This window comes from Streptomyces plumbidurans, from assembly GCF_019857225.1.
Taxonomy (GTDB): Bacteria; Actinomycetota; Actinomycetes; order Streptomycetales; family Streptomycetaceae; genus Streptomyces; species Streptomyces plumbidurans.
The window spans coordinates 38,174-49,844 of sequence record NZ_JAFJSY010000073.1 but is presented as its reverse complement, the minus strand read 5'-3'; the positions used below and the strand labels follow the sequence as shown (position 1 = coordinate 49,844).

The following is an 11,671-nucleotide window of genomic DNA, read 5'->3' as shown; positions in this document are numbered from 1 at the left end:
TTCTTCCTGCGCCGCCGGGGAACGGGCCGAAAGGCCGGAGCCGGAGGAGCAAACTAGAACAAGATCCCCACAGGGGCTTGCGTTCCAGTGGCCTATGGTGTAATTGGCAGCACGACTGATTCTGGTTCAGTTAGTCTTGGTTCGAGTCCAGGTAGGCCAGCTCGCAGAGCTCATCTGCATCGCCCCCGTTGTGTAGCGGCCTAGCACGCTGCCCTCTCAAGGCAGTAGCGCCGGTTCGAATCCGGTCGGGGGTACAGATCCTTCCCGCGAGGACGGTACCGGGTAGCTCCCGCCGACTTCGATGCAGGATCGCTAGGGCCCCCGTTGTGTAGCGGCCTAGCACGCTGCCCTCTCAAGGCAGTAGCGCCGGTTCGAATCCGGTCGGGGGTACAGATCCTTCCCGCGAGGACGGTACCGGGTAGCTCCCGCCGACTTCGATGCAGGATCGCTAGGGCCCCCGTTGTGTAGCGGCCTAGCACGCCGCCCTCTCAAGGCGGTAGCGCCGGTTCGAATCCGGTCGGGGGTACAAACTGGTCTAAACCACATTGGTCTATGGTGTAATTGGCAGCACGACTGATTCTGGTTCAGTTAGTCTTGGTTCGAGTCCAGGTAGACCAGCTCGGATCTGCGGCGCTTCGGTTTTGAACGCTCGCACGATCCTCGCCCCCGTTGTGTAGCGGCCTAGCACGCCGCCCTCTCAAGGCGGTAGCGCCGGTTCGAATCCGGTCGGGGGTACAAACTGGTCTAAACCACATTGGTCTATGGTGTAATTGGGAGCACGACTGATTCTGGTTCAGTTAGTCTTGGTTCGAGTCCAGGTAGACCAGCTCGGATCTGCGGCGCTTCGGTTTTGAACGCTCGCACGATCCTCGCCCCCGTTGTGTAGCGGCCTAGCACGCCGCCCTCTCAAGGCGGTAGCGCCGGTTCGAATCCGGTCGGGGGTACGACACGAAGGCCCTCCGCTCAGGCGGGGGGCCTTCGCCGTGCACGGGGTCACTCGAAGCCGTACCGCCGCGCCGACTCCTCCTCCTGGGCCAGCCGGCGCAGCGCCTGGAGCATCGGCTCGGTGAGCACCGCCCCGACCAGCACCACCTCCGCCTGCTCGGTCTGTGAGGGGTGCGTCTCCACGAAGTCCAGGTCGAGGACCGCCGCCCGGTGCATCAACTCGGCGTAGGACGCCAGGCGTTCGGCCGTCCAGTCGTAGCCGAGCCGGCGGAACGCGGCCACCGCGACGACGAGCGAGCGGTACGCGGGCGAGATGGTCGACAGGGCCTGCGCGTTCGTCCAGCCGAGCCGCTCCAGCAGCTCCGCCACCTCGCCGCGCGCGGCCTGCACGTACTCGTCCTGCGCGTCCGGTTCCGGCACCTGCGGCAGCGCCCACAGGGCCGCGCCCATCCGCATCGTGCGGCCCAGCGACTCGTCGTCGACGTGCCCGAGCACCTCGCGGACCGTCGCCACGGGCAGCCCGCCGACCTGGATCATCGCCCGCACCAGCCGCAGCCGGCGCAGATGCTCCTCGTCGTACTCGGCGGTCGTCGCGTTGATCTGGCGGCCGGGCCGCAACAGCCCTTCGCGCAGGTAGTACTTGATCGTCGCGGTGGACACCCCACTGCGCTCGCTGAGCCGGGCCAGCCGCATCTCTTGCGCCTTTCCTTGGTAAGTGCCACTATCCAAGCATCGACCAGAAGGATAGTGCTGCTATCCGACCGGAGTGGGGGCTGCCATGTTCGCGAAGCCGGTGCTGGGCCGTACGACCGCGGACACCGAGGGCGATGTGGTGGTCCTGCTCATCGGGATGCGGGTCAACCGCTTCTGGGCGGTGCACCAGTGGCTCCCGGTTCTGCTGTCGATGTTCCGCATGCTGGGGGAGCTTGCGCGGGACGGCGACCGGGGGCTGCTGGGGCACATACTGCTGACCGCCTCGCCACGCACGTACTACGTCGTCCAGTACTGGGAGTCCAAGGACAAGCTCTACGCGTACGCGAGCTCGCCGCAGATGCTCCACCACCGGGTGTGGGGGATCGTCAACCGCAAGGAGCGGGCGGGGAAGGTGCGCGGGCACGTGGGGCTGTGGCACGAGGCGTACGTGGTGCCCGAGGGGTCGTACGAGTCGATCTACTTCGACATGCCGGCCTTCGGCCTCGCGCGGGCGCACGGCCAGGTGCCCGTGGAGAAGCGGGGGCGGTACGCACGCGACCGGTTCGCGCACCGGTCGGGAGCCAGGGGGGTTCGGGGGAACGGGGAGGACCTGCCGCGGCGTTGAGGCCGGCCCTCCCCGTCGACCTCCCGTACGTCTCCTGGTCAGCCGGTGCGGCGCAGGGCCTCGGAGAGGCGGGCGGCGGCGTCGATGACCGCCTGGGCGTGCATACGGCCCGGGTGGCGCGTCAGGCGCTCGATGGGGCCGGAGACCGAGACGGCGGCCACCACGCGGTTGGACGGGCCCCGCACTGGGGCGGAGACCGAGGCGACGCCCGGCTCGCGCTCGCCGATGGACTGGGCCCAGCCGCGGCGCCGTACGCCCGAGAGCGCGGTGGCGGTGAAGCGGGCGCCCTGCAGGCCACGGTGCAGCCGCTCCGGCTCCTCCCAGGCCATCAGGATCTGCGCCGAGGAGCCGGCCTTCATCGTGAGCGTCGAGCCGACCGGGACCGTGTCCCGAAGGCCCGAGAGCCGCTCCGCCGCGGCGACGCAGATGCGCATGTCGCCCTGGCGGCGGTAGAGCTGGGCGCTCTCGCCCGTGACGTCCCGCAGGTGGGTCAGCACCGGCCCCGCGGTCGCGAGGAGACGGTCCTCGCCGGCCGCCGCGGCCAGCTCCGAAAGGCGTGGGCCGAGAATGAACCGGCCCTGCATGTCGCGCGCCACCATGCGGTGGTGCTCCAGAGCCACGGCCAGGCGGTGGGCCGTGGGTCGTGCCAGTCCGGTTGCCGCCACCAGTCCCGCGAGGGTGGCCGGCCCGGACTCCAGGGCGCTCAGGACAAGGGCCGCCTTGTCCAGAACGCCGACGCCGCTACTGTTGTCCATGAAACGATACTCGCGTCTCACTCTGTGAAACGCAAGTTCATTTTTCCGTGAGACGCGCAACCCTGGTACGCACAGCGGCCCGCAGACCGAACGGGCCTGGCGACGGGCGCCCGTGAACTGGGGCCGGGCGTCGTCTCCTGAAGATCTCTAGTTGGGCCGGTGCACCTTTGCCGGCCGGAGGGAAAGCGATGGGTAGGACACTCGCGGAGAAGGTCTGGGACGACCATGTCGTCCGGCGCGCCGAGGGCGAGCCCGACCTCCTCTTCATCGATCTCCACCTCCTGCACGAGGTGACCAGTCCGCAGGCCTTCGACGGCCTGCGTCTCAGCGGCCGCCCGGTGCGCCGTCTCGACCTCACCATCGCGACCGAGGACCACAACACCCCGACGCTCGACATCGACAAGCCCATCGCCGACCCGGTCTCGCGCGCCCAGCTGGAGACGCTGCGCAAGAACTGCGCCGACTTCGGTGTGCGCCTGCACCCGCTGGGCGACGTCGAGCAGGGCGTCGTGCACGTGGTCGGCCCGCAGCTGGGTCTGACCCAGCCCGGTACGACGGTCGTCTGCGGCGACTCCCACACCTCCACGCACGGTGCCTTCGGCGCGCTGGCGTTCGGCATCGGCACCTCCCAGGTGGAGCATGTGCTCGCCACCCAGACGCTGCCGCTGGCCCGCCCGAAGACCATGGCCATCACGGTCGACGGCGAACTGCCCGACGGCGTCACGGCCAAGGACCTGATCCTGGCGATCATCGCCCGGATCGGCACGGGCGGCGGCCAGGGCTACATCCTGGAGTACCGCGGCTCCGCCATCGAGAAGCTCTCGATGGAGGCCCGCATGACCATCTGCAACATGTCGATCGAGGCCGGTGCCCGCGCGGGCATGATCGCCCCCGACGAGACCACCTTCGCGTACCTCAAGGGCCGCCCGCACGCGCCCGAGGGCGCCGACTGGGACGCCGCGGTCGAGTACTGGAAGACGCTGCGCACCGACGACGACGCCGAGTTCGACGCCGAGGTGGTCATCGACGCGAGCGAACTGGCGCCGTTCGTCACCTGGGGCACCAACCCCGGCCAGGGCGCGCCGCTTTCGTCCTCCGTCCCCGACCCGGCTTCGTACGAAGACGCTTCGGAGCGCCTCGCCGCCGAAAAGGCCCTGGAATACATGGGGTTGGAGGCCGGGCAGCCGCTGCGCGCCATCAAGGTGGACACCGTCTTCGTAGGCTCGTGCACCAACGGCCGCATCGAGGACCTGCGTGCCGCGGCCGAGATCGTCAAGGGCCGCAAAGTCGCCGACGGCGTACGGATGCTGGTCGTCCCGGGCTCCGCGCGCGTGGGTCTGCAGGCCGTCTCCGAGGGCCTGGACGTCGTCTTCAAGGAGGCCGGCGCCGAGTGGCGGCACGCGGGCTGCTCGATGTGTCTGGGCATGAACCCCGACCAGCTGGCCCCGGGCGAGCGCTCCGCGTCCACCTCCAACCGCAACTTCGAGGGCAGGCAGGGCAAGGGCGGTCGTACGCACCTGGTGTCCCCGCAGGTCGCGGCCGCGACCGCGGTGACGGGCCACCTGGCCTCGCCCGCCGACCTGACCGACGCAACCGCCGCCGCGCCCGCTGGAGTCTGAGGATCATGGAAGCATTCACCACGCACACCGGGCGGGCAGTCCCGCTGCGCCGCTCCAACGTCGACACCGACCAGATCATCCCTGCTCACTGGCTCAAGAAGGTGACCCGGGACGGTTTCGAGGACGGGCTGTTCGAGGCCTGGCGCAAGGACGAGAACTTCATCCTCAACCGGCCCGAGCGCAAGGGCGCCACGGTCCTGGTCGCCGGCCCCGACTTCGGCACCGGCTCCTCCCGCGAGCACGCGGTGTGGGCGCTGCAGAACTACGGCTTCAAGGCCGTGATCTCCTCCCGCTTCGCCGACATCTTCCGCGGCAACTCGCTGAAGAACGGCCTGCTCACGGTCGTCCTGGAGCAGAAGGTCGTGGAGGCGCTGCAGGAACTCACGGAGCAGGACCCGCAGGCGGAGATCACCGTCGACCTCGAGGCCCGCGAGGTGCGCGCCGAAGGCATCACCGCCTCCTTCGAGCTGGACGAGAACTCCCGCTGGCGGCTGCTGAACGGGCTGGACGACATCTCCATCACCCTGCAGAACGAGGCGGACATCGCCGCGTACGAGGCCAAGCGCCCCTCGTACAAGCCGCAGACGCTCAAGGTCTGACCCGGTCCGGCCGCGAACCCGCAACTCGACGGGTTTCGGGCCACCGGAACATCCCCGCTGTACCCCCGATCGCCCCGATCGGGGGTACAGCTGTGTCCGGGCCCGCGCGGTGGCGGGGGCCGTCGCGATTTTCGCCAACTTCCCACGTTACGACGGCTGTTACCGGGGTAGCCGACACCTGTGGAAGGGACTTCCACCGCACCGGAGAAGGCCGTTTGAGGTATCAGTTGCTACCCCCGCAGGCGACAACTCGCCCCAGATGGCACAATCTGTGCATGGAACACGACGGCCAACTCGAGCTCTACGCGGCAGTCGCGGACCAACTGAAGGAAGCGCACACAAGAGTGCGCGCACTGCAAGTCCCGGAGGGCGTACGGATGGCGCTGACCCGGAAGCTGCTGGTCATTACGGCCGCGGCCAAGCACGATCTCGCCGACGCGGCAAGGCGTCTGGAGGCGTTCACCGTGGACCTGGACGAGGGTCGAATCCCCGAAGAGGACCGCTGAACGCAGCCGGGGCAGTCGAGTTCGTTGCGGCGCACGGGTGATTAGCCCGTTTCGTGTTTGATTTGCGGTATATATCTGCCTAACGTGCGAAAAAGCTTGAACAGTTTCGTTCTGGCAATGTCTCCGAAGGGGAAGACGTGAACAAGGCGCAGCTCGTAGAAGCGATTGCCGACAAGGTCGGAGGCCGTCAGCAGGCGGCCGAGGCCGTCGACGCGGTCCTGGACGCCATCGTCCGCGCGACCGTCGCGGGGGACCGGGTCTCGGTCACCGGCTTCGGTTCGTTCGAGAAGGTCGACCGTCCGGCCCGCTACGCCCGCAACCCCCAGACGGGCGAGCGGGTTCGGGTCAAGAAGACCTCCGTGCCGCGCTTCCGCGCGGGCCAGGGCTTCAAGGACCTGGTGAGCGGCTCGAAGAAGCTCCCGCGCGGCGGCGAGGTCGCCGTCAAGAAGGCGCCCAAGGGCAGCCTGAGCGGCGGGGCTTCCGCGACCGTCAAGAAGGCCGCGGCGAAGAAGACCACCGCCAAGAAGGCCACCGCGAAGAAGACCACGGCGAAGAAGACGACGGCCAGGAAGACCACGGGCGCCGCCAAGACCTCCGCCGCGAAGAAGACCACGGCGAAGAAGGCGACGGGCGCCGCCAAGACGTCCGCGGCGAAGAAGACGACGGCCAAGAAGGCGACCGCGAAGAAGGCCCCGGCGAAGAAGGCGACGGCCAAGAAGGCCCCCGCCAAGAAGTCGACGGCTCGCACGACCACCGCCAAGAAGGCCACCGCCCGCAAGAGGTAAGGGGCACAGGGGCACTCACGCGCCGGGCCGGACTCCGTATCGGAGCCCGGCCCGCGGCGTGTTCACAGGCTCTGCGGCGGTCAAGGGTGTCGCAGCGTTCACATCGTCTGCAGCGTCACGAGCGTGATGCGGGAGCTGTCCTCGGCGTTCTCCACCTCGATGCGCACGCGCTGTCCCGGCCGCAGCAGCCTGAGGCCCCCGGCGTCGAAGGCGGCGGCGTCGAAGGAGAGGGGGGTGCCGTCGTCGAGGAGCACGCTGCCGGTGCGGGTGTTGGCGTCGTAGGTGTATGCCGTGGCCTGCATGACGGCCAGCCTAATGTGCGGCCGGGTCCGGGGCCCGTCGTGGGGGCCGCCGCTCCCCGAGCCCCTCAGGAACCGGGAGTCCAGGAACCCGGCGTCCAGGAACCCGGAGTCAGCAGCCCCGCGGCCACCGTCGCCGTGTGTGGCCCCACGCCCAGGGCCAGCGCCGTGCGCAGGTCGGCGCCCGTGTCCACGTCCTGGCGTACGGAATCCACGCCGTCGAGGGCCAGTTCCACGGCGCCGGACGCGGCATGGCGGGCACGGGAATCCGGGCCGAATGCCGGGAGCAATTCCTGACCGGGACCGGCGGCCAGCAGAGTCGTACCGATTGCGGCCGCATCGGCGAGAAAAGCACGGGGGAATTCAGCGGCCGCCTCCAGGACCCGGAGCAATTCCGGGGTGCGCAGCGCCGGGAGATCGGCGTTCAGGGCCGCGACGGGACTTCGGGGGTGTGTGGCGCGTACCGCGTCCGTTCCGTGCGCCAGTGCCGCGTTGAGGCCGCCCTGCGGTTCGTCCGGCACGATGCGGGCGCCCAGCGCGGAAAGCTCGCGGCCGGCCAGGGCGTCGTCCGTGACTACTGCCACATCGCGCACCGCGGGGCAGGCCAGCGCCGCCGCCACGGTGTCCTGGGCGAAGGCGAGGGCGAGCCCCGGGCGCAGTCCGCCGGCAGCGGTGTCCGACAGCCTGCTCTTGGCCCGCGCCAGGGGTTTCAGGGGTATGACCAAGGTCCACAGCACCGGTGATTCGTCCCTCTCTTGTCGCGGCCATTGTCACTCAGCCGTCACCTCGGCCATCTGGCGGTCGGGCCGTCGGGGCGTACCGTGTTCTCGACAGACCGTCGGCCCGGGGCGACACTTGTGCGGCCCCATGGACCCGATGTCCCTCGGCCCCTAGAGGAAGGTGCGCGCGTGCCCCGCCGCAGAATCGGCTTCTGGTACCGCTTCGCCGCGGTGCTCTGCAAACCGCCGCTGGTGGTTCTGATCAAGCGGGACTGGCGCGGAATGGAGAACATTCCGGCCGAGGGTGGATTTATCACCGCGGTGAACCACAATTCCCATGTGGACCCCTTCGCGTACGCGCACTATCAGTACAACACCGGACGGGTTCCGCGATTCCTGGCGAAGAGCGGCCTTTTCAAGAAGGGATTCGTCGGAGCCGCGATGCGCGGCACCGGACAGATCCCCGTCTACCGCGAGACCACCGACGCGCTCAGCGCCTTCCGGGCCGCGATCGACGCCGTGGAACGCGGTGAATGCGTCGCGTTCTACCCCGAGGGCACCATCACCCGGGACCCCGACCAGTGGCCGATGGTCGGCAAGACGGGCGCCGCGCGCGTCGCCCTGACCACCAAGTGCCCGGTGATCCCGGTCGCCCAGTGGGGAGCCAACGAACTGCTTCCGCCGTACGCGAAGAAGCCCAACCTCCGCCCGCGCAAGACCCATCACGTGCTCGCCGGGCCGCCCGTCGACCTCGACCGCTTCTACGACAAGGAGATGACTCCGGAGCTGCTGAAGGAGGCGACGGAGGTCATCATGACCGCCGTCACCCGGCAGCTGGAGCAGATCCGCGGCGAGAAGGCACCGGCGACGCGCTACGACCCGCGCCAGGAGCGGATCGAGCAGCGGCGCAGGACGCAGGCGCAGACGCAGGTGCAGCACAAGGCCGCGCAGGAAGAGGGGCAGGGCACGTGAGCAAGCCCGTCAAGGCGGCCGTCTTCGGCACCGGTTCATGGGGCACCGCGTTCGCGACGGTGCTCGCCGACGCGGGGTGCGAGGTCGTGCTGTGGGGACGGCGCCCCGAACTCGCGGACGCCGTCAACTCCACGCGTACGAACCCCGACTACCTCCCCGGCGTCGAACTCCCCGGCAACGTGCGGGCGACGACCGACGCCGCCGAGGCCGCGCGCGGCGCCGACTTCGCGGTCCTCGCGATCCCTTCGCAGACCCTGCGCGGCAACCTCGCCGACTGGGCCCCGCTGCTCTCCTCCGACACGGTCCTCGTCTCGCTGATGAAGGGCGTCGAACTCGGCTCCGCCATGCGGATGAGCGAGGTGATCGAGGACGTCGCCAAGGTGGGCGCCGACCGGATCGCCGTCGTCACCGGGCCCAACCTCGCGCGGGAGATCGCCGCCCGCATGCCGGCCGCCGCCGTGGTCGCCTGCACCGACGAGGCCGTCGCCCGGCGACTCCAGGCCGCCTGCCACACGCCGTACTTCCGGCCGTACACCAACACCGACGTGGTGGGGTGCGAACTGGGCGGCGCGGTGAAGAACGTCATCGGGCTCGCCGTCGGCATCGCGGACGGCATGGGTCTCGGCGACAACGCCAAGGGCTCGCTGATCACGCGCGGGCTCGCCGAGACCACCCGGCTCGGCATGGCGCTCGGCGCCGACCCGCTGACCTTCTCCGGACTCGCCGGCCTCGGCGACCTGGTGGCGACCTGCTCCTCGCCGCTGTCGCGCAACCACACCTTCGGCACCAACCTCGGCAAGGGCATGACCCTGCAGGAGACCATCGCGGTCACCAAGCAGACCGCCGAGGGCGTCAAGTCCTGTGAGTCCGTGCTGGATCTGGCGCGCAGGCACGGCGTCGACATGCCGATCACCGAGACGGTCGTGGCCATCGTGCACGAGGGCAAGTCCCCGGTGGTCGCCGTCAAGGAGCTGATGTCGCGCAGCGCGAAGCCCGAACGACGCTGAGCGACGCCGCCGGTGGCGCGCTGACTCGGGGCCTACGGGCGGGTACTCTCAACGCGATATGAGCACCGAGAACCTCCCCCAGAGCCCTGAGCAGCCGCCTCGCAAGCCGCGCGTGGCCGTCGTGTTCGGCGGGCGCAGCTCCGAACACGGGATCTCCGTGGTCACCGCCGGCGCCGTCCTGCGAGCCATCGACCGGACCGTGTACGACGTCCTGCCGATCGGCATCACCAGGGACGGCCGTTGGGCGCTCACCGCCGACGAACCGGACCGCATGGCGATCACCGAGCGCCGTACGCCCGACGTCGAGGAGCTCGCCGAGTCGGACCAGGGCGGTGTGGTGCTCCCCATCGACCCCAAGAACCGCGAAGTCGTCTACAGCGAGCCCGGATCGGTGCCCAAGGCGCTCGGCGAGGTCGACGTCGTCTTCCCCGTCCTGCACGGCCCCTACGGCGAGGACGGCACCCTGCAGGGCCTGCTGGAGCTGTCCGGTGTCCCGTACGTGGGCGCGGGTGTGCTCGCCTCGGCCGTCGGCCAGGACAAGGAGTACATGAAGCGGGTGTTCACCTCCTTCGGCCTCAAGGTCGGCCCGTACGTGGTGATCCGGCCGCGCGAGTGGGAGCGCGACGAGGCGGCGGCCCGCAAGAGGATCGTCGACTTCGCGGGCGAGCACGGCTGGCCGCTGTTCGTGAAGCCCGCCCGCGCGGGCTCCTCGATCGGCATTACCAAGGTCAACGACCTGTCCGGCCTGGACGAGGCGATCGCCGAGGCCCAGCGGCACGACCCGAAGGTCCTCGTGGAGGCGGCCCTGCACGGCCGCGAGATCGAGTGCGGGGTGCTGGAGTTCGAGGACGGCCCGCGCGCGAGCCTGCCCTCGGAGATCCCGCCGCCGGACGCGCACGCGTACTACGACTTCGAGGCCAAGTACATCGACTCGACCCCGGGGATCGTGCCGGCGCCGCTGACGCCCGAGGAGACCGCGGAGGTCCAGCGGCTCGCGGTGGACGCCTTCGAGGCCGTGTCCTGCGAAGGACTGGTGCGCGCGGACTTCTTCCTCACGGACGAGGGCTTCGTCATCAACGAGATCAACACCATGCCCGGCATGACGCCGATCTCGATGTACCCGCAGATGTGGCAGGCCAGCGGCATCAGCTATCCGGAACTGGTGGAGAAGCTGATTCAGGCGGCCCTGCGCAGGTCCACCGGCCTGCGCTGAACCGCGGCCCGTGTCAGTCGGCGATCCCCTTGGGGATCGCCTTCTTCACGGCCGGGGCCAGATCGACCAGAGGGGCCATTCCGTCTCCCGTACGGTCCTTCGGGACGGTGACCTCCACATACGCCCTGCGCAGGGTCGTGGTGAAGCGGAAGGACCCGTCGTCCCGCTTCTGCAGCAGCCAGCCCACCCCGTCCACCTCGACGCCGTCCGCCTCCGGATCGTTCATCTTGGCGGGCCGGTCGACACCGCAGCGCAGTATGATCGCCGGGTCGCCCCAGCCCGCGGTCAGCGCGGAGGCGGGCTCGGGGTCCCGGCGATCCTGGCCGTCGGCCCTGGACGGCAGCAGCTTGTCCAGGTTCTGACACAGCTCGGTGACCTTCGCGCCCGGATCCGGAACCGCAGCCCGGGCGCTGTCGTCTGCTGAGGAGCAGCCCGTTGCCGTGATCAGCACGACGGCGAGAGCGGGCACCCCGGCAACAGCGGGGACAGTTCGGTGCCGGTGACGGATGGAGTTCACCGGCCAAGGGTAAACGGGGGCTACAGATGGACGACCGGGCAGGTCAGGGTGCGGGTGATGCCCTCCACTTGCTGGACTCTGGCGACCACCATGCGCCCCAGGTCGTCCACGGTGTCGGCCTGCGCCCGCACAATCACGTCATAGGGTCCTGTCACGTCCTCGGCCTGGATGACTCCAGGGATCTTGCTGATCGTCTCGGCGACGGTCGACGCCTTGCCGACCTCCGTCTGGATCAGGATGTACGCCTGTACCACGGAACCTCCAGGGCGGCCACGAGGATCATGTGGGGAAAAGGAACGCCACGGTATCGCGTCGCCGCACACCACGGGGAGACCCGCGCAGGCCGGGGTCGCCGCGCCGGGGTGCATGCACGGCACACGTTGACGGACATCTCGACCGTAGCGAGGACACAGATGA

General features: G+C 69.4%; 14 protein-coding genes and 8 tRNA genes. 16 read left to right on the top strand and 6 right to left on the bottom strand.

The annotated features are described in order from the left end of the window. Positions 1 to 88: 88 nt before the first annotated feature. The 8 genes from JYK17_RS32825 (at position 89) to JYK17_RS32790 (ending at position 944) form a co-directional block, all read left to right on the top strand. Positions 89 to 160: transfer RNA gene (locus JYK17_RS32825), tRNA-Gln, on the top strand. A gap of 21 nt (positions 161 to 181) precedes the next feature. Then, positions 182 to 254 (top strand) — tRNA-Glu (locus JYK17_RS32820). A gap of 63 nt (positions 255 to 317) precedes the next feature. Next, positions 318 to 390, top strand: a tRNA-Glu gene (locus JYK17_RS32815). A 63-nt stretch (positions 391 to 453) separates the two neighbouring features. Continuing rightward, positions 454 to 526: transfer RNA gene (locus tag JYK17_RS32810), tRNA-Glu, on the top strand. Between the two features lie 20 nt (positions 527 to 546). After that, positions 547 to 618: transfer RNA gene (locus JYK17_RS32805), tRNA-Gln, on the top strand. A 44-nt stretch (positions 619 to 662) separates the two neighbouring features. After that, positions 663 to 735: transfer RNA gene (locus JYK17_RS32800), tRNA-Glu, on the top strand. A gap of 20 nt (positions 736 to 755) precedes the next feature. Further along, a tRNA-Gln gene (locus JYK17_RS32795) sits at positions 756 to 827 on the top strand. 44 nt (positions 828 to 871) lie between these two features. After that, positions 872 to 944, top strand: a tRNA-Glu gene (locus JYK17_RS32790). A 49-nt stretch (positions 945 to 993) separates the two neighbouring features. Here the strand turns inward: JYK17_RS32790 and JYK17_RS32785 are convergent. Further along, on the bottom strand, positions 994 to 1,638 hold the full coding sequence (locus JYK17_RS32785) for a MerR family transcriptional regulator (RefSeq protein ID WP_108015331.1): 645 nt from the start codon (positions 1,636 to 1,638) through the stop codon (positions 994 to 996). 85 nt (positions 1,639 to 1,723) lie between these two features. On the opposite strand from JYK17_RS32785, the gene JYK17_RS32780 reads away from it, so the two are divergent. Continuing rightward, complete coding sequence (locus tag JYK17_RS32780) at positions 1,724 to 2,263, top strand: DUF4188 domain-containing protein (RefSeq protein WP_108015332.1); 540 nt, start codon at positions 1,724 to 1,726, stop codon at positions 2,261 to 2,263. A 38-nt stretch (positions 2,264 to 2,301) separates the two neighbouring features. Here the strand turns inward: JYK17_RS32780 and ndgR are convergent, their stop codons facing one another. Beyond that, on the bottom strand, positions 2,302 to 3,018 hold the full coding sequence (gene ndgR / locus JYK17_RS32775) for an IclR family transcriptional regulator NdgR (protein ID WP_016432448.1): 717 nt from the start codon (positions 3,016 to 3,018) through the stop codon (positions 2,302 to 2,304). A gap of 188 nt (positions 3,019 to 3,206) precedes the next feature. On the opposite strand from ndgR, the gene leuC reads away from it, so the two are divergent. The 4 genes from leuC to JYK17_RS32755 all read left to right on the top strand — a co-directional run bounded on the left by leuC (position 3,207) and on the right by JYK17_RS32755 (position 6,527). Further along, positions 3,207 to 4,637 (top strand): 3-isopropylmalate dehydratase large subunit, encoded by a 1,431-nt coding sequence (gene leuC / locus JYK17_RS32770; protein WP_108015333.1) that lies wholly within the window; start codon positions 3,207 to 3,209, stop codon positions 4,635 to 4,637. A gap of 5 nt (positions 4,638 to 4,642) precedes the next feature. After that, the gene (gene leuD, locus JYK17_RS32765; RefSeq protein ID WP_108015334.1) at positions 4,643 to 5,236 is read left to right on the top strand and encodes a 3-isopropylmalate dehydratase small subunit; all 594 of its coding nucleotides are present in this window, start codon (positions 4,643 to 4,645) and stop codon (positions 5,234 to 5,236) included. A gap of 275 nt (positions 5,237 to 5,511) precedes the next feature. Then, positions 5,512 to 5,742 (top strand): SCO5555 family protein, encoded by a 231-nt coding sequence (locus JYK17_RS32760; RefSeq protein ID WP_016432445.1) that lies wholly within the window; start codon positions 5,512 to 5,514, stop codon positions 5,740 to 5,742. 137 nt (positions 5,743 to 5,879) lie between these two features. Further along, positions 5,880 to 6,527: an HU family DNA-binding protein gene (locus JYK17_RS32755; protein ID WP_108015335.1), complete on the top strand. Its 648-nt coding sequence runs from the start codon at positions 5,880 to 5,882 to the stop codon at positions 6,525 to 6,527. 98 nt (positions 6,528 to 6,625) lie between these two features. Here JYK17_RS32755 and JYK17_RS32750 read toward each other — a convergent pair whose 3' ends face one another. Both JYK17_RS32750 and cofC read right to left on the bottom strand, forming a co-directional pair. Then, on the bottom strand, positions 6,626 to 6,829 hold the full coding sequence (locus tag JYK17_RS32750; protein ID WP_108015336.1) for a hypothetical protein: 204 nt from the start codon (positions 6,827 to 6,829) through the stop codon (positions 6,626 to 6,628). A 65-nt stretch (positions 6,830 to 6,894) separates the two neighbouring features. Continuing rightward, positions 6,895 to 7,563 (bottom strand): 2-phospho-L-lactate guanylyltransferase, encoded by a 669-nt coding sequence (gene cofC / locus JYK17_RS32745; RefSeq protein WP_108015337.1) that lies wholly within the window; start codon positions 7,561 to 7,563, stop codon positions 6,895 to 6,897. Positions 7,564 to 7,734: 171 nt separating this feature from the next. On the opposite strand from cofC, the gene JYK17_RS32740 reads away from it, so the two are divergent. Genes JYK17_RS32740 through JYK17_RS32730 form a run of 3 tightly spaced genes read left to right on the top strand, consistent with a single transcriptional unit; the run spans position 7,735 to position 10,737 of the window. Continuing rightward, positions 7,735 to 8,517 (top strand): lysophospholipid acyltransferase family protein, encoded by a 783-nt coding sequence (locus tag JYK17_RS32740; RefSeq protein WP_108015338.1) that lies wholly within the window; start codon positions 7,735 to 7,737, stop codon positions 8,515 to 8,517. Then, on the top strand, positions 8,514 to 9,524 hold the full coding sequence (locus JYK17_RS32735; protein ID WP_108015339.1) for an NAD(P)H-dependent glycerol-3-phosphate dehydrogenase: 1,011 nt from the start codon (positions 8,514 to 8,516) through the stop codon (positions 9,522 to 9,524). The genes JYK17_RS32740 and JYK17_RS32735 overlap by 4 nt, the downstream gene beginning before the upstream one ends. Positions 9,525 to 9,582: 58 nt before the next feature. Beyond that, positions 9,583 to 10,737, top strand: coding sequence for a D-alanine--D-alanine ligase family protein (locus tag JYK17_RS32730; protein ID WP_222811790.1), 1,155 nt, complete (start codon positions 9,583 to 9,585; stop codon positions 10,735 to 10,737). Positions 10,738 to 10,750: 13 nt separating this feature from the next. On the opposite strand, the gene JYK17_RS32725 is transcribed toward JYK17_RS32730, so the two are convergent. After that, positions 10,751 to 11,254, bottom strand: coding sequence for a DUF3515 domain-containing protein (locus tag JYK17_RS32725; RefSeq protein WP_108015341.1), 504 nt, complete (start codon positions 11,252 to 11,254; stop codon positions 10,751 to 10,753). A 20-nt stretch (positions 11,255 to 11,274) separates the two neighbouring features. Next, positions 11,275 to 11,508: an Lrp/AsnC family transcriptional regulator gene (locus JYK17_RS32720; protein WP_108015342.1), complete on the bottom strand. Its 234-nt coding sequence runs from the start codon at positions 11,506 to 11,508 to the stop codon at positions 11,275 to 11,277. Between the last annotated feature and the right edge of the window lie 163 nt (positions 11,509 to 11,671).

Coding starts and splice junctions, on each gene's coding strand:
- ndgR (WP_016432448.1), bottom strand. CDS start 3,018: ATGGACAACAGTAGCGGCGTCGGCGTTCTGGACAAGGCGGCCCTTGTC.
- JYK17_RS32750 (WP_108015336.1), bottom strand. CDS start 6,829: ATGCAGGCCACGGCATACACCTACGACGCCAACACCCGCACCGGCAGC.
- leuC (WP_108015333.1), top strand. CDS start 3,207: ATGGGTAGGACACTCGCGGAGAAGGTCTGGGACGACCATGTCGTCCGG.
- JYK17_RS32785 (WP_108015331.1), bottom strand. CDS start 1,638: ATGCGGCTGGCCCGGCTCAGCGAGCGCAGTGGGGTGTCCACCGCGACG.
- leuD (WP_108015334.1), top strand. CDS start 4,643: ATGGAAGCATTCACCACGCACACCGGGCGGGCAGTCCCGCTGCGCCGC.
- JYK17_RS32730 (WP_222811790.1), top strand. CDS start 9,583: ATGAGCACCGAGAACCTCCCCCAGAGCCCTGAGCAGCCGCCTCGCAAG.
- JYK17_RS32760 (WP_016432445.1), top strand. CDS start 5,512: ATGGAACACGACGGCCAACTCGAGCTCTACGCGGCAGTCGCGGACCAA.
- JYK17_RS32780 (WP_108015332.1), top strand. CDS start 1,724: ATGTTCGCGAAGCCGGTGCTGGGCCGTACGACCGCGGACACCGAGGGC.